17 protein-coding genes and 1 riboswitch are annotated in these 18,563 nt (G+C 62.7%); of the genes, 7 read left to right on the top strand and 10 right to left on the bottom strand.

Going from position 1 to position 18,563, the window contains the following annotated elements; all coding sequences use genetic code 11:
* The first annotated feature begins 156 nt into the window (after positions 1–156).
* Positions 157–1,218, top strand: coding sequence for an OmpA family protein (locus WIR04_RS05875; protein ID WP_338891180.1), 1,062 nt, complete (start codon positions 157–159; stop codon positions 1,216–1,218).
* A gap of 72 nt (positions 1,219–1,290) precedes the next feature.
* Here the strand turns inward: WIR04_RS05875 and WIR04_RS05870 are convergent, their stop codons facing one another.
* Together WIR04_RS05870 and WIR04_RS05865 are read right to left on the bottom strand one after the other, a co-directional pair.
* A complete protein-coding gene (locus WIR04_RS05870) occupies positions 1,291–2,985 on the bottom strand; it encodes an NAD-dependent malic enzyme (RefSeq protein ID WP_338891179.1) in 1,695 nt (564 codons plus the stop codon).
* A gap of 55 nt (positions 2,986–3,040) precedes the next feature.
* Positions 3,041–3,898, bottom strand: a complete 858-nt coding sequence (locus WIR04_RS05865) for a helix-turn-helix transcriptional regulator (RefSeq protein WP_025327826.1) — start codon at positions 3,896–3,898, stop codon at positions 3,041–3,043.
* A gap of 120 nt (positions 3,899–4,018) precedes the next feature.
* On the opposite strand from WIR04_RS05865, the gene WIR04_RS05860 reads away from it, so the two are divergent.
* Entirely contained in the window at positions 4,019–5,398 is a 1,380-nt protein-coding gene (locus WIR04_RS05860) for an MATE family efflux transporter (protein WP_025327827.1), read from the top strand.
* A 133-nt stretch (positions 5,399–5,531) separates the two neighbouring features.
* A complete protein-coding gene (locus WIR04_RS05855; protein WP_025327828.1) occupies positions 5,532–5,780 on the top strand; it encodes a DUF2498 family protein in 249 nt (82 codons plus the stop codon).
* A 27-nt stretch (positions 5,781–5,807) separates the two neighbouring features.
* Here WIR04_RS05855 and WIR04_RS05850 read toward each other — a convergent pair whose 3' ends face one another.
* Entirely contained in the window at positions 5,808–6,947 is a 1,140-nt protein-coding gene (locus WIR04_RS05850; protein WP_338891177.1) for a GGDEF domain-containing protein, read from the bottom strand.
* Between the two features lie 243 nt (positions 6,948–7,190).
* Between WIR04_RS05850 and WIR04_RS05845 the strand changes: the two genes are divergently transcribed.
* Both WIR04_RS05845 and WIR04_RS05840 read left to right on the top strand, forming a co-directional pair.
* Positions 7,191–8,588, top strand: a complete 1,398-nt coding sequence (locus WIR04_RS05845; RefSeq protein ID WP_338891176.1) for a nucleobase:cation symporter-2 family protein — start codon at positions 7,191–7,193, stop codon at positions 8,586–8,588.
* Between the two features lie 136 nt (positions 8,589–8,724).
* Positions 8,725–9,426: a lipoyl protein ligase domain-containing protein gene (locus WIR04_RS05840; protein WP_338892468.1), complete on the top strand. Its 702-nt coding sequence runs from the start codon at positions 8,725–8,727 to the stop codon at positions 9,424–9,426.
* A gap of 82 nt (positions 9,427–9,508) precedes the next feature.
* Here the strand turns inward: WIR04_RS05840 and WIR04_RS05835 are convergent, their stop codons facing one another.
* On the bottom strand, positions 9,509–10,885 hold the full coding sequence (locus WIR04_RS05835; RefSeq protein WP_338891175.1) for a sodium:alanine symporter family protein: 1,377 nt from the start codon (positions 10,883–10,885) through the stop codon (positions 9,509–9,511).
* A gap of 107 nt (positions 10,886–10,992) precedes the next feature.
* A riboswitch (glycine riboswitch) is annotated at positions 10,993–11,107 on the bottom strand.
* Positions 11,108–11,614: 507 nt separating this feature from the next.
* On the opposite strand from WIR04_RS05835, the gene WIR04_RS05830 reads away from it, so the two are divergent.
* Positions 11,615–12,763, top strand: coding sequence for a type III PLP-dependent enzyme (locus WIR04_RS05830; protein WP_025327832.1), 1,149 nt, complete (start codon positions 11,615–11,617; stop codon positions 12,761–12,763).
* Between the two features lie 74 nt (positions 12,764–12,837).
* Here the strand turns inward: WIR04_RS05830 and WIR04_RS05825 are convergent, their stop codons facing one another.
* The 3 genes from WIR04_RS05825 to yfcD form a co-directional block, all read right to left on the bottom strand.
* Positions 12,838–13,803 (bottom strand): calcium/sodium antiporter, encoded by a 966-nt coding sequence (locus tag WIR04_RS05825; RefSeq protein ID WP_025327833.1) that lies wholly within the window; start codon positions 13,801–13,803, stop codon positions 12,838–12,840.
* A 124-nt stretch (positions 13,804–13,927) separates the two neighbouring features.
* Positions 13,928–14,401 carry a peroxiredoxin gene (locus WIR04_RS05820; RefSeq protein ID WP_338891172.1) on the bottom strand — a complete coding sequence of 158 codons (474 nt, stop codon included), beginning with the start codon at positions 14,399–14,401 and terminating at the stop codon, positions 13,928–13,930.
* 94 nt (positions 14,402–14,495) lie between these two features.
* A complete protein-coding gene (gene yfcD / locus WIR04_RS05815) occupies positions 14,496–14,996 on the bottom strand; it encodes an NUDIX hydrolase YfcD (protein WP_338891170.1) in 501 nt (166 codons plus the stop codon).
* Positions 14,997–15,192: 196 nt separating this feature from the next.
* Between yfcD and WIR04_RS05810 the strand changes: the two genes are divergently transcribed.
* Positions 15,193–15,408, top strand: coding sequence for a DUF1107 family protein (locus WIR04_RS05810; protein ID WP_025327836.1), 216 nt, complete (start codon positions 15,193–15,195; stop codon positions 15,406–15,408).
* 102 nt (positions 15,409–15,510) lie between these two features.
* On the opposite strand, the gene WIR04_RS05805 is transcribed toward WIR04_RS05810, so the two are convergent.
* Genes WIR04_RS05805 through WIR04_RS05795 form a run of 3 tightly spaced genes read right to left on the bottom strand, consistent with a single transcriptional unit; the run spans position 15,511 to position 18,559 of the window.
* Entirely contained in the window at positions 15,511–16,254 is a 744-nt protein-coding gene (locus WIR04_RS05805) for an amino acid ABC transporter ATP-binding protein (RefSeq protein ID WP_005328952.1), read from the bottom strand.
* Between the two features lie 13 nt (positions 16,255–16,267).
* Positions 16,268–17,362: an amino acid ABC transporter permease gene (locus tag WIR04_RS05800; protein WP_025327837.1), complete on the bottom strand. Its 1,095-nt coding sequence runs from the start codon at positions 17,360–17,362 to the stop codon at positions 16,268–16,270.
* Positions 17,363–17,371: 9 nt separating this feature from the next.
* The gene (locus WIR04_RS05795; RefSeq protein WP_338891166.1) at positions 17,372–18,559 is read right to left on the bottom strand and encodes an amino acid ABC transporter permease; all 1,188 of its coding nucleotides are present in this window, start codon (positions 18,557–18,559) and stop codon (positions 17,372–17,374) included.
* Positions 18,560–18,563 lie beyond the last annotated feature (4 nt).

Raw genomic sequence — 18,563 nt, 5'->3', positions numbered from 1 at the left:
TGTCCAAAGCGCCACACTTGCCTGCTTTCTCACGAATTCTCCATACAGATGCGCCACTTAAGTGGTTAAACCTCTCATATCGCCTATACATAATGGTGGCTATACATAACAAAGGGCTGGGAGCCCTATAACACCCAACATCGACGAGGATACGCGATGAACATAAGACTGAAACCCGTGTGGATTGCATTGGCATTGGCGACGAGTGGCGCCCAGGCTGCGCCTGCTCACGACTGGTATATAGGGGCTGGGGGAGGCTGGGCCATTGCCCACGACATCAATGATTTCAGCCAGGATGTCGACAAGGACGCCACAGCCATCGACGCCTTTGTCGGCTACAACTTCACCGAGAACCTGGGCGCCGAACTCGGCTATCTGTCGACCGGTGACTGGGACATCGCCAGCAACGACTTCAACAGTCAGGGGGCCACCCTGTCGGTGATAGGCCGACTGCCCCTTGGCGACATCTTCTCGGTGTTCGCCGAAGGTGGCGGCTATCTCTACCACGTCGACTCCGTCAACGGTGGCGATGACAACCTGGCCCCGCTGGCGGGTCTGGGGCTGACCGCCAGGCTCACCGACTGGGTCGATATCCAGGCGCGCTACCGCTACCTGGTGCGGGTCGGGGACGATCCTGACAACGACAAGCTGGGCAGCGGCACCCAGCGCTGGGTCAGCGACATCAGTACCGCGACCTTAGAGCTGGTACTGCACCCCAACCGCACCGTGGCCGCAGTGCCGGTGGCCGCCCCCCTGGTGGTGACCCCGCCGCCCCCCGAGCCGGTGGATCAGACCTTCAACCTGAGTTCGGACGTGCTATTTGCCTTTGGCAAGGCCGAGCTCAAGCCGGAAGGCATGGCCGCCCTGGAAGACCTCTACCAGCAGATAGTCGACATCAAGCCCAAGGATGGCAACGCCGTGGTGATGGGCTATACCGACCGCATCGGCTCGGATGCCAACAATCAGGCATTGTCCGAGGCCCGTGCCAGCACGGTCGCCAACTTCCTCATCGGCAAGGGCCTGCCCGCCGACAAGGTGAGCATCCAGGGCAATGGCGAGAGCAATCCGGTCACCGGCACCCAGTGCGATGACGTCAAGGCGAGAGCCGCCCTCATCGACTGCCTGGCCCCGGATCGCCGGGTCGAGATCCGGGTGACCGGCGTGCAGGCCGCCGCACCAGCGGCCACCGAGCCCGCTGCCGAGCAACCGGCACAATAACCCCTCATCCGCCTCTGCCGTGCACAAAAAAGGGATGCTTGCGCATCCCTTCTGCTTTTGCGGCCTCTTCGATCAGAACGAAGTGCGACGATAGCGGCGGTATTCCGGCCGCCAGAAGTTCGCTTCTATGGCCTGGTCTATCACATCATCGGGGGTCTGCACCGCCTTGCCCTGCAGCATGGCGGTCTTGGCCACCATCTTGGCGATGTAGCGGGACACCCGATGGATATCCGCCAGATCCGGCAGCAAGGAGCCCTCCTCTCCCTTCACCAGGGAGGAGCACTCAGCCAGTGCCCGGCTGGCCGACATCAGCATGGCGTCGGTCACCCGGGTGGCGCCGGAGGCGATGACGCCGAGGCCGATGCCCGGGAAGATGAAGGAGTTGTTGCACTGGGCGATGACGTAGCGCTTGCCCTTGTACTCCACCGGCGCGAACGGGCTGCCGGTGGCCACCAGCACCTGGCCGTCGGTCCAGCGGATGAGATCCGCCGGCGTCGCCTCCACCCGGGAGGTGGGGTTGGAGAGCGGGAATATGATGGGGCGACTGCAGTGCTTGTGCATGGTCTTGACCACCTCTTCGGTGAAGAGGCCAGGCTGGCCGGAGACCCCGATCAGGATGTCCGGACGACCGTGCTCCATCACCTCCAGGAGGGAGATGTTGTCCCCCACCGGCCACTCCTTGATCCGCTCCAGCGGCTGGGAGAGCTTGCGCTGGAAGTCGAGCTGGTTGGGGATCTTGTCGGTGATGAGGCCGAACCTGTCCACCATGAAGACCCGGCCGCGAGCTTCGGCATCATTCAGTCCTTCGGCCTTCATCTGCGCCACTATCTGCTCGGCGATGCCGCAACCGGCGCTGCCCGCGCCGAGGAAGGCGACCCGCTTCTCGGAGAGCTTGGCCCCGGAGGCCTTGCAGGCGGCGATCAGGCTGCCCAGGGTCACGGCTGCTGTGCCCTGGATGTCATCGTTGAAGCAGCACAGCTCGTCCTTGTAGCGGTTGAGCAGCGGGGTGGCATTGCCCTGGGCGAAGTCTTCGAACTGCAGCAGGATCTCGGGCCAGCGGCGCTTGACTGCCTGGATGAAGGCATCGACGAACTCGTCGTACTCCTCCCCGGAGATGCGCGGATGGCGCCAGCCCATGTAGAAGGGATCGTTGAGCAGCTGCTGGTTGTTGGTGCCCACGTCCAGCACCACCGGCAGGCAGTAGGCTGGCGAGATGCCGCCGCAGGCGGTGTAGAGGGAGAGCTTGCCGATGGGAATGCCCATGCCGCCGATGCCCTGATCCCCCAGCCCCAGGATCCGCTCGCCGTCGGTGACCACTATCACCTTGACGTTCTGCTTGGTGGCGTTTTGCAGCATGTCATCGATCCTGTCCTTGTCCGGATAGGAGATGAAGAGGCCGCGGGCACGACGGTAGATGTTGGAGAACTCCTCGCACGCCTTGCCCACGGTCGGGGTGTAGATGACCGGCAGCATCTCGGTCAGGTGGTTGTTCAGCAGGCGATAGAACAAGGTTTCGTTGGTGTCCTGGATGTTGCGCAGATAGATGTGCTTGTCCATGTCGTTGCCAAACGCCATGAACTGGCGATAGGCGCGCTCGGCCTGCTCTTCTATGGTCTCTATGTTCTGGGGCAGCAGGCCTTCCAGATTGAAGCTGCTGCGCTCCTCGCTGGTGAAGGCACTGCCCTTGTTGAGCAGCGGGGTCTCCAGCAGGGCCGGGCCGGCGTAGGGAATGTAGAGGGGACGTTTCTGATTATTATCTTCAAACATGGATCTGTACCTTGACTGTGTGGCCCGCCGATCCTATGGGCTTGGGCCAACAATTTCAAAGGGTTTGCACCTCAGTGGCAACAGGTTTGCGACCCAGGCGACGAAAGGCGCCGGGGGTCTGACCAGTGAGGCGGCGAAAACGGTTCGCAAAGTTGGCGCCGTCGCTGTAACCGACCCGGGCCGCCAGCTCGCCGAGGGGCCAGTTGGTATAGAGCAGCAGCTGGCGCGCCTTGTTCATCCTAAGCCCCGTCAGCCAGGCCATGGGCCCCATGCCGAACACCTGCTGGCAGAGCCGGTGCAGATGGGGCACAGAGCAGGCCATCTGGCTGGCGAGCAGGGTCACGCTCCAGGGTTCATCGAGACGCGCCTCCACCCGGCGAAACAGCGCCTGCAGCCTGAGCTCGGGGGTGCCGCGCACCTCCCCTTGCAGGGTGCGGTCCAGCAGGGCCAGCAACAGGCTGAGCAGCTGGGGCTGCAAGGGTGATCGCACTCCCTCCCCCTGCATCAGGCTGAGCAGATGGTAGAGCTGCTCCCCCTCCTCCCCCTGCCAGATGCGGTGGCCGAGCCGGTGCAGATGCTGCCAGCGCGGCACGTCATCGAGCAGGATCCAGCTGGTGCGCCACTCTTCCCCCACCAACCTGAGGCCGCCGGGCACGGCGGCGGGGAGAAAGACCAGGGCTCCCGCCGGGATGGGCAGCTCTCCGTCATCGGTTAGCAGGACGCCCCCCTCGTCATGGCTCACCATCAGGATGTGGAACTCGGGTCTGTTGCGGCGAATAAGGTAGTGCTCCCGGATGTTCGAGAGACCGGTCAAGAAGACTCCCGCCTCCCCCAGCAGGGGCAGACCTTCGCGCCCCAGCATCCGCTCCTCGCAGCCGGGAGCTATCTCAAGACACTCGCTGACAAATGCCATAACGCCTCAACATGATAGTTTTGAACAAGAAAGCCGAGAGGTGCTCACAGTGAAGCCACCCGCATCACCCCCTATCATACCCATGACAAACCTTGCTTTTCACATACCCGGTTAACATATATGAATTATTGGCAAGCGATTTTAAAACAAACCACCGATCGTGAGTTCATGACCCGACTGTGGCGACTGGCCCTGCCGGTGTCGCTGCAATCCATGATGTTCTCCCTGCTCGGTCTCATCGACATCATGATGGTGAGCCAGCTTGGCACCACGGCTGTGGCGGCGGTCGGCTTGGGTAACCGGGTCTTCTTCTTCAACCTGCTGGTGATAGCGGGGCTCTCTGGCGGGGTCTCGGTGTTGGCGGCCCAATACTATGGCCGGGGCGAGCTGGCCGGAGTGCGCCGCTCCCTGGCGCTGGCCCTGGTGGGCGCCCTGCTGGTGAGCCTGCCGTTTGCCCTCATCTATGTGCTCTCGCCGGGCAGCGTACTCGGCTTTGCCAGCCAGGATCCCGCGCTGCGCCTGCTGGCCGACGAGTTTTTGATGATCACCGGTGCCACCATCCTCTGTACCGCCATAGTCGTGCCCCTGGAGGCGGCCCTGCGCTCCGTGGGCAACGCGGCGGCGCCGACCCGGATCGGCATCATTGCCATCATCGCCAACGTCATCCTCAACTACGCCCTCATCTTCGGCAACTTCGGCTTCGAGGCCATGGGGGTCGCGGGCTCGGCCTGGGGCACCACGATTTCACGGCTGCTGCAGACGGCGCTGCTGCTTGCCTATGTGTGGCGCCAGGAGCCACGCCTCATCCCGCGCAGACAGGACTGGTGGGACGCCTTCCGGCGCAAGGAGGTGGTGCGCTTCACCCTGATCGCCCTGCCGCTCTTGTTCCACGACGGGCTCTGGGCCTTCGGCATGCTGCTCTACGGCTTCCTTTACGCTCATTTGGGCACAGATTCCCTGGCCATCATGACCACCCTGGGCACCCTCGAGAGCATCCTCATCTCTCTCTTCTTCGGGCTGGCGGTGGCCTGCTCCACCCTGCTCGGCCACCGGCTCGGGGCCGAGGAATACGAGGCGGCCTGGCAACACTCCCAGCTGTTCCTGCTGCTCGCCCCCATAGGCGCCCTGTTGGTGGGAATAGCCGTCTGGCTGCTGCAGACCAACCTGCTGCAGTGGGTCGGCAACCTGCCCGGCGAGCTGATGGGGGAAGCGGGTCAGGTGCTTGCCATCATGTGCCTCGGCATGTTGCTCAAGGTGTTCAACATGGTGGGCATTGTCGGGGTGCTGCGCTCGGGGGGCGACGTGAACTACAGCATCTTCATCGACATCGTCGCCATGTGGTGCATCGGCCTGCCCCTCGCCTGGGTGGCGGTCAGCCTGCTGGGCTGGCCTCTCTCCTGGGTGGTGGCCGTGGTGCTGCTGGAGGAGCTGTGCAAGGTGCTGCTGGTGCAGCGCAGGATCCGCCAGCGTCACTGGCTCAAGAATCTGGTGATGGGGTGACGGCTGCCCGCTGCCGGGCAAAAAGCGGGGTCATATCAATGACAGAAAATCCCCCCTTGCAGTATGCTAACCGCCTCTTCAATCAGCGGCGGGGCACACCGCGCCCTGCCAGTAGTCGTTTAAGGAGACGCACATGCAACCACAAAAAGAGCTGATCACCGAGACTGCCCTGCTGGAGATGGCCAACGGCATCATCAAGAGCCACGAAGATTTCATCCACGGCATGCGTGCCGATTCGGTGGAGCAGAAGGGGGAGATCCTAGTGTTCAAGGGGGAGTTCTTCCTGGCCGAGGATGGCACCCCGACCGGCAAGACAATGGCGGTGTTCAACATGTTCAAGCTGCTTGCCCAGCAGTTGTCAGGCAAGTACCGGCTGAACTGATGTAGCCCTCCAGACAAGATGCCGCCCTCAGGCGGCATCCGTCTTTGTGGGCCCGGGCTTGTCCGGCATCTTCGCCAGCTCGCCCACCACGCAGTTGCGCCCCGCCATCTTGGCCATGTAGAGGCACTCGTCCGCCCGGTTGAGCAGCTCCTCGACGCTCTCCCCGCGCAGGGACAGAGTCAGGCCGATGCTCACCGTCACCTCCAGCAGTTCATCCGACGTCGGACTCTTCACCAGCCGCGCCTCCACCGCCACCCTCAGTCGCTCGGCGATCCGTTTCGCCTGGGCCAGATCGGCGCAGTTGGGCAGCAGTATGGCGAACTCCTCGCCGCCGTAGCGACCGAGCACCATGCCGGGCTCCAGCTGCTCCGCCAAGGTCGCCGCCACCTCTTTCAGCACGGCATCCCCCGCCAGATGGCCGAAGGTGTCGTTGATGCGCTTGAATCTGTCCAGATCCAGCAGCAGCACGGCAAAGGATGCCTGCTTGCGGATCATGGTGACCCTGGCCTTCTCGAGCCGCTTCATCAGCAGGCGGCGGTTCATCATGCCGGTCAGCTCGTCCGTGGTGGATTCCCGATAGAGCTGCAGCAGCATGTTGAGCTGACCGCACTGCACCCAGGCACTCGCCACCGTGAAGAGCCCCAGCAGCCAGACCTGGTTGAGGGTCTGCACGCTCAGGAGCGGCTGGCCCACTAGGAGCCAGTTGCCCGCCAGCATGGTGATCAGAATGCCGCCCGCCAGTTGCAGGCTGAGGGAGAGCGGTATGGGGAAGATGGCAAACAGGCTGATGAGCAGATAGGGAAACGCCATGTAGCCCGCCTGCAGCTCCTGCTCCGTCCCGAAGCTGTGCAGACAGATGAGGGAGAAGAGCATCATCACCGCCATCAGGTAGCCCAGCGCCAGCTTCATGCGTTCGCGCTTGAAGTGGATGAGATAGGAGAGGGGAATGAGGGGGGAGAGGGCCAGCAGGCAGAAGATCCTGACCTGAAACAATTCGTCAAACTGGGTGGCGGGCAGAGTCAGCCAGTCCACCAGCGCCCAGGCGGGCAACCCCACCATCAGCAGGCAGGTGAGCAGGCGCAGACGCACCGTCATAAAGCCCATGCGGGTCAGGGTGAAATCTTCGGAATGGGCGCGGGCACTCCAGAACTCCGACAGCTTCAGCATCCAGAGTCTCCATTTTACAACTGAGGGCTCATTCTACACCGTCCCTCACGGGATGCATCAGCATGTCCCCCATTTATAACGAGAACTGCCTCACACAAACCGGCGGATCATAATCGCCGCGCGCAAACGTTTCAACCCATCGAAAAATAAACCCTTGATTGATCCAATTAGCGCTGGTCAGCCCAGGTTCAGCCACTAGAATAGCGCCCAATTTTCTCCCCCTCCCCACACTTAGAGGTATTTATGGAACAGGCTGCCGCCGTGCGCGCGACCCCAGAGACCCATCCCCCCAGGCGAGCCCACAGCGAACTCATCTACGGCATAGACGAGGTCCCGCCCCTGCCCCAGACCCTGTTCGCCGCCCTTCAGCACATGCTCGCCATGTTTGTCGCCATCATCACCCCACCCCTCATCATCGCCAATGCCCTCGGCCTCCCCGCCGCCGACACCCGCTACATCGTCTCCATGTCCCTGGTCATGTCCGGCATCGCCTCCTTCATCCAGACCCGCCGCTTCGGCCCCCTCGGCTCGGGCCTGTTGTCGGTGCAGGGCACCAGCTTCAACTTCCTCGGCCCCATCATCGCCTCCGGTCTCGCCCTCAAGCAGGCCGCCATGCCCACCGAGGATCTGCTGGGCACCCTGTTTGGCACCATGCTGGCGGCGGCCCTCACCATAGTGGTGATGAGTCGCTTCCTCCATCTGGTCAAGCGCATCATTACCCCCCTGGTGACCGGCATAGTGGTGCTGCTCATCGGCCTGACCCTGATCAAGGTGGGCCTCATCAGCATGGGGGGCGGTTATGCTGCCCTCTCTGACGGCAGCTTCGCCAGCCACAGCAACCTCTTCCTCTCCCTGCTGGTGCTCGGCCTCATCGTGCTGCTGCAGCGCAGCCGCAACCCCTGGCTGCGCCTCTCCGCCATCATGATTGCCATGCTGGCGGGCTACGCCGTCGCCCTGTTGCTGGGCAAGGTCAGCCCTCCCACCTTCGAGGGCCCCCTGGTGATGGTGCCCATCCCGCTTCACTACGGCATCGGCTTTGACTGGCAGCTGTTCGTGCCGCTCGCCATCATCTTCGTGGTGACGGCGCTGGAAGCCATCGGCGACATGACAGCCACCTCGGATATCTCGGGCGAGCCGCTGGACGGGCCCGTCTACATGGCGCGGATCAAGGGGGGCGTGCTGGCCGACGGCGCCAACTCCATGCTGGCGGCTCTCTTCTCCACCTTCCCCATGTCCACCTTCGCCCAGAACAATGGCGTCATCCAGCTGACCGGGGTCGCCAGCCGCCATGTCGGCCTCTTCATCGCCGCCATGCTGGCCCTGCTCGGCCTCTTCCCGGCGGTCGCCAGCCTGGTGCAGCAGATCCCCGAGCCCGTGCTGGGGGGCGCCACCATCGTCATGTTCGGCACCATCGCCGCCGCCGGGGTGCGCATCATCTCCCGCGAGGAGCTGGACCGCCGCGCCCTGATGATACTGGCGGTGTCGCTGGCCATGGGGCTGGGGGTCGCGCAGGTGCCGGAGGTGCTGCAACACCTGCCGGAGCTGGCCAGAAGCGTGCTCTCCTACGGCGTCGCCACCGGCGGTCTGACCGCCATCATCATGAACCTGCTGCTGCCCAGGCGCGCCGCCGCGCAGGCCTGACTCTCTCGTCAACAAACAGGTAGCGCCCCGCCGTGCGGGGCTTTACCTTGTTTGCCGCCACGGGTACTGTGCTCGGCAGCCTCTGCCCAGGATGCCCTTGATGCCCTTGATGCCCTTGATGCCCTTGATGCCCTTGATGCCCTATGCCCTGCTTCCCTCCTTGCCCACCCGCCACACCCCGGATCAGATACTGGCCGAGGAGCAACGCTGGCTTCGGGACTGTGCCCGTGACGGCCTGGCGCGTGCCCACCTCTGGCAGGCACCCCAGTGCCTCATCGTCACCCGCAAGGACATGCGTCTGCCCCGCTATCAGGCGGCCTGCGAGCAGCTCGCCAACGAAGGCTGGCCCGTCCATGTGCGCGACAGCGGCGGCACCGCAGTGCCCCACGGGGCCGGCATCCTCAACCTCTCCCTGCTGCTGCCCCGCACCACCACGGATCTGGCTCACTACTACCGGCTGCTGGGGGCGCCGCTGCTGGCCCTGCTGGAGGAGCACGGCCTTGAAGGAAACTATGACTTCGTGCCCGGATCCTTTTGCGACGGCCAGTACAATCTGGTGATCGGGGGTCGCAAGATCACCGGCACCGCCCAGCGCTGGCTGGCGCCGGGCCAGGATCACCAGGGCGCCGTGCTGGCCCAGGCCATGCTGCTGGTGGCGGGTGATGTGGACGAGGGTACCCGGATGGCGAGCCGCTTCTACGAGCTGGCGGGCGGGGAGCTGCGCTTTGCACCCGGCACCTCCACCACCCTGGCACAACAGATCGGTTGGCAGGGCAGTCCCGAGGATCTGGTGACGCAGGTTTGGCGGCGACTGCAGGCGCTGCTGGCCGGTTTCTAGGCCCCCCCACACTCATTGCGATGACGCCAACAAGAAAGCCACGACCCGGGTCGTGGCTTTCTTGTTTTCAATAGCGCTCAAATCAGGCCGTCTGCGGCTCCGGCTCGGCTTCACTATCCTGACCCCGGCTGAAGTAGGCCCGGGTCTCGGCGATCACCACGTGGCGCAGGCCGATGAGGCCGATGAGGTTGGGCACCGCCATCAGGCCGTTGACGATATCTGCCAAGAGCCAAATCATGTCCAGATGGAGGAAGGCACCGCTCGCCACCAGCACCAGATAGATGAGGCGATAGGGCTTGATCGCCTTGACCCCGAACAGGTACTCGGTGCAGCGCTCGCCGTAATAGTTCCAGCCGAGGATGGTGGTAAAGGCGAAGAACAGCAGCCCTATGCTCACCAGATACTGGCCTATGTGAGCATCCAGCCCCTGGGCAAAGGCCTGGCTGGTCATGGCGGCGCCGCTCAAGTCCCCGCTCCACACCCCTGTCACCACCAGGGTCAGGCCGGTCATGGTGCAGATGATGATGGTGTCGATGAAGGTGCCGGTCATGGAGACCAGCCCCTGCTCCACGCAGGAGTCCGTCTTGGCCGCCGCCGCGGCTATGGGGGCCGAGCCCAGCCCCGACTCGTTGGAGAAGACACCGCGCGCCACCCCGGACTGAATAGCCAGCATGATGCCGGCCCCGACGAAGCCGCCGGTGGCCGCATGGCCGGTAAAGGCGCTGCTGATGACCAGGGTAATCGCCTCGGGCAGGGCGGCGGCGTTGTTCACCAGCACACCGGCGCAGGCGAGGATGTAGAAGATGGCCATGAAGGGCACCACCTTGCTCGACACGCTGGAGATGGACTGGATACCCCCCAGGGTCACCAGGGCCACTATCAGGGTCAGCACCACTGCGGTCGCCTCCCGGGGTACCGAGAAGGAGAGGCTCATGGCGTCGGAGATGGCGTTGACCTGGGGGAAGGTGCCGATACCGAAGAAGGCGACGCCTATACCAAACAGGGCAAACAGCTTGGCCAGCGGCTTGGAGCCGAGCCCCTTCTCCAGATAGTACATGGGGCCGCCCGCCATCTGACCGTTGGCATCCTGCTCGCGATATTTGACCGCCAGCAGGCACTCGGCGTACTTGGTGGCCATGCCGAACAGGGCCGCCATCCACATCCAGAACAGGGCGCCGGGGCCGCCGAGCTTGATGGCGGTGGCAACACCGACGATGTTGCCGGTGCCGATGGTGGCAGAGAGCGCGGTGCAGAGGGCGGCGAAGCTGGAGACATCCCCCTGCTTGCCCTGACCCTGATCGCGGCCAAAGACCAACCGCAGGGCGAGCGGCAAGCGCACCAGCTGAAGCAGACCCAGACGCAGGGTGAGATAGATGCCGGTCCCGACCAGCAGGATCAGCAGGGGCGGACCCCAGACAAAGCTATCGATGGCGGCGAGCGCCGATTGAATTGATGACATGCATCCTCCTTAAAAAACAACGATTAAGGAGGAGAAGGATGATCTTCCCATAGGTGTCGCGATCGGCCAGAGGCGATCGGATGCGGGCCAAGCCCAGGTACAACCATCCCATCCCCTCTGTCCTTTTGCCTGAGAGTTTCCGGCGCCAGCCGCCCTTGCGGGTCGTCATGGTGCCTTGCTCCTTCGGCGCCCGATCTAACGGGTCTCTCCAGAGTATCGTCCAGTAGCAGTCCACACCGGTTGCCCGGTACCTGAAAGATTCACTTCTTCGGTGGATGGTCCCCCATCGCTCTCCTGCTACCTTCATCCGAACTAGTTTGGATTAGGAAGCGGGCATGTTAATCGAAAAAATGTGAGCTGTCTCCCACTCGGCCGGCCTCGGCGCCGCTTTTTTCTGTCCCGGCCATGAGCGGAACACATGTTAAATGTTCGTTAACTATCAATAGCTTATGAGATTTTCTCTGCCAATGGCGCGCACCGACAGGGGCAGACTGTCCCATATCAAGATGATGTTTCGTCTCGACCAGAAATACTTGCCAACATATCCAATCAAAATGCTTGCACACAAACTCAATAAGTCGATAATCCCGCGCATAACTAAGCACTTTGCGAGGGAGTTATGCATTGTGCCTGGTCGGTCCCTCCGGACCACTCGCCTGAGCCGGCCGTCGCCGGTTCAATCGCATATGGCTTGGGCATATCACGCCCCCTAAGGATGATCAAAAGAGAATGAACGAGACCCTGGTCGCACAAGATTACCGTCAGCTGGTTGAACAATTTGGCTCCCCCCTGCTGCTGCTCGACAAGGCAGCCGTCCGCAAACAGTATCGGGCCCTGGCCGCCGCCCTGCCCGATGTGCGCTTGCACTATGCACTCAAGCCGCTGCCCCATGAGGCTGTGGTCTCTGTCTTGAAGGAAGAGGGGGCCTGTTTCGATCTGGCCACCAATGGCGAAGTGGATCTGGTGCGCAGCCAAGGGGTTCGCCCGGGACGCTGCATTCACACCCATCCCATCAAGCGCGACAGCGACATCCGTTATGCGCTGGAATTCGGCTGTACCGTGTTTGTCTATGACAACCCGCTGGAGCTGGAGAAGTTCCTGCCCTACAAGGATGAGGTCAAGCTGCTGCTGCGCGTCAGCTTCCCGAATCCCGAGACCAAGGTCGATCTCTCCAAGAAGTTCGGCTGCACCCCGGAGCAGGCACTGCCGCTGCTGCAACTGGCCCAGGCCAAGGGGATCAAGGTGATGGGGCTGTCGTTCCACGTCGGCTCCCAGGTGCCCCACGCCCGTCGCCACGTGCAGGCCATCGACGCCTGCCGCGAGATCATGGAGCAGGCCTGGGATCTGGGGCTCAAGCCCTGGGTGCTGGATATCGGTGGCGGTTTCCCGGTGGATTATGACGGTGGCGAGTTCGACATCGACGGCTTCTGCGCCCCGATCCGCGAGGCGCTGGCCAAGCTGCCCGCCACTGTGCAGAAGATCGCCGAGCCGGGCCGCTTCATCAGCGCGCCGGCCATGACCTCGGTCTCCAGCGTGATGGGCAAGGCCCACCGCGGCGACAAGATCTGGTACTACCTGGATGACGGCCTCTACGGCAGCTACAACGGCCAGCTCTATGACCACGTTACCTACCCGGTGAGCACCCCCTACGCCCAAGGCCCGCTGCACAATGCCGTGCTCTCCGGCCCCACCTGCGACAGCGTGGACGTGATTCGCGACGGCATCATGCTGCCGGATCTGGCCATCGGCGAGCTGGTCATAGGCCGGGTGATGGGGGCCTACACCTGGGCGTCGGCCTCCACCTTCAACTTCTTCCCCAAGGCGAGCATCCTCATTCTGGACAGCGCCCAGAAGCAGAAACTGGTGGCGGTGGCCTGAACGGCTTGATCACGCCAGCGATATAGAGAAGGGGAGCCATTGGCTCCCCTTCTTGTGTGCATCGTTGCCCTACATCAGAACTGGCTGGTCAACAGCCAACCGGTATAGGCGACGAAGATGCAGAGCAAGATGCCCCCTTCCACCCTGTTGATGCGGCCCTGTCCCTTGCGGCCCAGGCACATCACCAGCAGCAGCAGGGTCAGCCCCATCATCAGGCTCCAGTCGCGAGAGAGCACCGCAGGCTCCACATCCAGGGGCGCTATGCCAGCGGCGATGCCGACCACGGCCAGGGTGTTGAACAGGTTGGAGCCGAGCACGTTGCCGAGCGCCAAGTCATGTTCCTTCTTCTTGATGGCCATCAGGGAGGAGGCCAGCTCAGGCAGCGAGGTGCCCACCGCCACTATGGTCAGACCGATGACCAGATCGCTGATGCCAAATGCCTGGGCTATGGTCACAGCGCCCCACACCAGTAGGCGGGAAGCGCCGACCAGGAGAACCAGACCCACGATCAACCAGAAGATGGCTTTCTTGAGCGGCATGGCTTCGCTGTCGATCTCCACATTCACATCGGCGTCCAGGGCGTCTCCCTTCCCCTTGATCCCGGCCCAGATAGACCAGCCCAGCAGCATGATGAAGACGCCACCCAAAATGAGCGCATCACCACGCCCCAGGTGACCATCGATGAGCAAGGCACCGGTCAGCAGGGTGATGCCGAGCAATATGGGGATCTCCTTGCGCACCACCTGGGAGGAGACGGCGATGGGGCTGATGAGGGCTGTCAGTCCGAGAATAAGGGCGATGTTGGTGATGTTGGAGCCATAGGCATTGCCCAGGGCCAGGCCCGGATTACCCTGCATGGATGCCAGGGCCGAGACCACCATCTCGGGGGCCGAGGTACCAAAGCCGATGATCACCATGCCGATCAGCAGCGGCGGCATGCCGGCATAACGAGCGGTGGCGGCGGCGCCATCCACAAATTTATCCGCACTCCAGACCAGCAACGCCAGTCCTGCAATCAGGGCAACAAAAGCCAGGGTCATATTCTTCCATCTCATCGGCTGCAAACACGAGAGCCAGGCGGCTAGCCTGGCTCCATCCAAACGCGGCCTCAGTGTATCGAGCCGCCTTGCTATTTCAAGCTGAAATCAAACGACGATTAACAATTCACAAGGCGGCCAGCAGACTCTCGGCATCCGACACCTCGAACTTGCCGGGGGCCTCCACGAACAGCTGCTCGACCACGCCGTCATTGGCGATCAGGGCAAAGCGCTGGGCACGCAGGCCGCCGAAGGCGCCGGTCTCCTTGGCCAGGCCCAGGGCCCGGGTCCAGCTGCCGTCGCCATCCGCCAGCATGGTGATGGCGTCGGCATTCTGGGCCGCCTGCCACGCCTTCATCACGAAGGCATCGTTGACCGAGAGACAATAGAGGGCATCGACCCCCTTGGCCTTGAACTGATCCGCCAGCACCACATAGCCCGGCAGATGGGCGTTGGAGCAGGTGGGGGTGAAGGCCCCCGGCACCGCGAACAACACCACCTTCTTGCCCGCAAACAGGGCCTGGCTGTCCTGCACCTGCTTGCCTTCGGCGGTGATGAAGGTAAATTCCCCCGCTGGCAGGGATTGTCCGACCGTGATCATGATGTCTCGTCCTTAAGTGATTGAAAGAGGCCCAGTCTACTCCAAGCCGGAAAGAGACGACACCGGCTCCCCTGTCGCCGCCCGCACCTCGCCCTTATTGCGAGCGTCGCGCCTGCCAGGTGGCGATGGCGAGCAATGAGTCCGGCGTGAACTCGGCGGCCCGCTCGGCTATCTCGGCCAGGCTCATCCAGTGCACCTCGCTCACCTCCTCCGCCTGGAGTTGCAGCGGCCCCTGATACTGGCAGCTGAACAGACCCCCCCAGACCCGATAACCTCCCCCGCTCGCCTCCCCCTCGGCGTAGAAGGTGCCGAAGTCGTGCAGGGGCACGTCATGGATCCCCAGCTCCTCGGCCAGCTCGCGCCGGGCGGAGGGCTCCATCGCCTCCCCAGTGGTCACCACGCCACCCGCGCAGGCGTCCAGCATGCCGGGGCAAAAATCCTTGCTCGGGGTGCGCCGCTGCACCAGCACGCGCCCGACCTCATCGAGCACCAGGATATAGCTGGCGCGATGGCGCAAGTTCTCCTGACGCACCCGGGTTCGATCGGCCACTCCGATCACCCTGTCCTGCTCGTCTACTACGTCCACCCACTCCACGTGCGGCACCTTTGTCCATACAGCGATGGACGCAGTATATCGGGGCCGGGGTCAGGGGCGGCACTACTTTTTCTACACCGGGAGCAGGACGCCAGCGCACCGCAACAAGGATTCATACAAACCTTTATCAAGTGTCACATCAGTGTCACGGTGAGGCGGCATAGTGTGCCCTGTCCAAACAACAGGGTGTCTTGCCATGAAGGTGTTCAAGCAGTTGTCTCCTCGTAGAATTGCCCGCTATATCAAAAGCTTCCATCACGGCAGCTTCATGGTCGAAGCACTGGGACGATTCGAGTTTAAGGGGGGAGTCATCGATGTGAAGACGCTGGACTGCCGTCAGGCGTTGAGCCTGGCCCGGCAGATCAACCTGGCCGTGCGCGATCTGCGCACCACCACCCTGTTGCCGGGCTGACATACTCCTTTCCGTCTGTAGTCTGCTTTCATGCATGTCTTTGCCCGCCGCTCACCGAGCGTGCGGGCTATTTTCCATGGGATGGGCCGCGCCTTATCCGCATCAGTGCTGCAGGATCTGGGAGAGGAACAGCTTGGTCCGCTCCGACTGGGGATGGTCGAAGAACTGATCCGGCACGTTCTCCTCGATGATCTGGCCGCGGTCCATGAAGATCACCCTGTCCGCCACCTGCTTGGCAAAGCCCATCTCGTGGGTGACGCAAAGCATGGTCATCCCCTCGTGGGCCAGCTCCACCATGACATCCAGCACCTCGCGCACCATCTCGGGATCCAGCGCCGAGGTCGGCTCGTCAAACAGCATCACCTGGGGATTCATGCAGAGACTGCGAGCGATGGCGACCCGTTGCTGCTGGCCACCGGAGAGCTGGCCCGGGTACTTGAGGGCCTGCTCCGGGATCCTGACCCGGCGCAGGAAGGTCATGGCGATCTCCTCGGCCTCCTTGCGTGGCAACTGCTTGACCCAGATGGGGGCCAGGCAGCAGTTCTCCAGCACCGTCAGGTGGGGGAAGAGGTTGAAGTGCTGGAAAACCATGCCCACCTCACGGCGCACCGTCTCTATGTTCTTGAGATCCGAGGTCAGGGCCGTGCCCTTGACCAGGATGTCACCGCTCTGATGCTCCTCCAGCCGGTTGATGCAGCGGATCATGGTGGACTTGCCCGAGCCAGAGGGCCCGCAGATGACGATCTTCTCCCCCCTGCCCACCTGCAGATTGATGTTGCGCAGCACATGAAACTCACCGTACCACTTGTTGACGTCCTTGAGTTCTACCACAGCGTCCGTTTTCATCTCGAAACTACTCCTAATGCTTGTGACCGGTGTTGAGTTTGCGCTCCAGATAGATGGAGTAGCGGGACATGCCAAAACAGAACATCCAGAAGATCATGGCGATGAACACATAGGCCTCGGTTGAGAAACCCAGCCAGGCCGGATCCGCCAGCGCCACCTTGGAGATGGCCAGCAGATCGAACAGCCCTATGATCAGCACCAGGCTGGTGTCCTTGAACAGGGAGATGAAGGTGTTCACCAGGGAGGGAATGGTGATCTTGAGGGCCTGGGGCATGATCACCAGTCCCATCACCTTCCAGTAGGAGAGCCCCAAGGCTTCACCCGCCTCGTACTGCCCCTTGGGGATCGCCTGCAACCCCCCTCTGACCACCTCGGCCACATAGGCCGCCTGGAACAGAATGATGCCGATGAGCGCCCGCAGCAGCTTGTCGAGCTCCACCTCGCTGGTCATGAACAGCGGCAGCATGACGGAGGCCATGAAGAGCACAGTGATGAGCGGCACCGCCCGCCAGAACTCGATGTAGACAGTGGATAGGCTGGAGATGACCGGCATGTGGGATCGGCGTCCCAGCGCCAGCAGGATCCCGAATGGCAGGGCAACCACTATGCCCACCACCGCCAGCACCAGGGTCAGCATCAGGCCGCCCCAACGGTTGGTTTCCACCACCTCGAGACCGGCCCCGCCGTGGATCAGCACGAAGGCGATGACAGGGAACACCAGCAGGGTGAAGAGCGCCAGCCAGCCCTTGCGCGGGGTGCGCGGCCAGATCAGCAGCGCCAGCAGCACGGCCAGGCCGGCGAAAGCCAGATTGATGCGCCAATACTGGTCGACCGGGTAAAAGCCGTAGAGATATTGCCCCAGACGGCTCTCGATAAAGACCCAGCAGGCCCCGCCCTGGGTGCAGTCGGCACGGCTGCTTCCCTGCCAGTTGGCGGAGAAGATAGCCCAGTCCAGCGCAGACCAGAGCAGTGGCAGCAGCAGGTAGGCCAGCACCAGGGTCAGCAGGCCGTTCCACCAGTTGGGGAAGAGGTTCTGCCTGATCCAGGCGACCAGCCCCCGGCGATGATTGGGAGGCGGCAGCGCCTCCTGCAACTCGTTCACAAACATGACAACTCCCTAGCGCTCGACCAGCGTCATCCTGCGGTTGTAGATGTTCATCAGGACTGAGGTGGTAATACTGATGATGAGATAGACCCCCATGGTCATGGCGATAACCTCGATGGCCTGCCCGGTCTGGTTGAGGGTGGTGCCCATGAACACAGAGACGAGATCCGGATAACCGATAGCGGTGGCCAGCGAGGAGTTCTTGGTGAGGTTCAGGTACTGGCTGGTCAGCGGGGGAATGATGACCCGCATCGCCTGGGGAATGACCACCAGCCGCAGCGTCTTGGTGGGCGAGAGCCCGAGGGCGGAAGCGGCCTCGGTCTGCCCCTTGCTGATGGCCAGTATGCCGGATCTCACTATCTCGGCGATGAAGGCCGCCGTATAGATGGTGAGCGCCAGCAGCAGCGCCGCGAGCTCGGGCAGTACCGTCAAGCCGCCCCGGAAGTTGAAGCCTTGCAGTATGGGCACACTCCAGGAGAGCGGGCTGCCTGCCAGCAGGAAGACGATGGCGGGGAGCAGGATCACCAGAGCGGCCGCACAGCGCCAGAACGGGAAGATCCTGCCGGTCAGCGCCTGACGGCGCCTTGCCCAGCGGCTCAGCCCCCAGCTCAGGACGACTGCCAGCAGCAGGGCACAGATCACATAGCCAAATCCCTCTTCAAACAAGGGTTTGGGCAGATAGAAGCCCCGCACGTTCAAGAAGGCGAGCCCTCCCAGCTCCACGCTCTCGCGGGGAGATGGCAGGGTGCGCAGCACCGAGAAGTACCAGAAGAAGATCTGCAGCAGCAGCGGAATGTTGCGGAACGTCTCTATGTAGACGGTGGCTATCTTGGCCACCAGCCAGTTGCGGGACAGACGCGCTATCCCGAGCACGAAGCCGAGCAGGGTGGCAAACAGGATGCCGAGCACCGAGACCAGCAGGGTATTGAGCAGGCCGACCACGAAGGTGCGACCGAAGGTATAGGTCTCGTCGTAGGGGATCAGGCTCTGCAAGATGCCGAACCCGGCGGTGTTGCCCAGAAAATCGAAACCTGTGGTGATGCCACGGGTCGCCAGATTGGTCAGGGCATTGTTGATGATGTAGAACAGAAACGCGAGAACGGCCGCAATGGCCAGGCACTGGAAGATCTGCGCCCGCACCTTAGCGTCATACCACCAGCGGCCCTGTTCTTTCCTATGGTTTGATGCTTGTATCGCCATGAGG

The sequence above is a fragment of the Aeromonas rivipollensis genome (genome assembly GCF_037811135.1).
GTDB lineage: Bacteria > Pseudomonadota > Gammaproteobacteria > Enterobacterales > Aeromonadaceae > Aeromonas > Aeromonas rivipollensis.
This window is presented reverse-complemented; position numbering and strand designations above follow the sequence as displayed.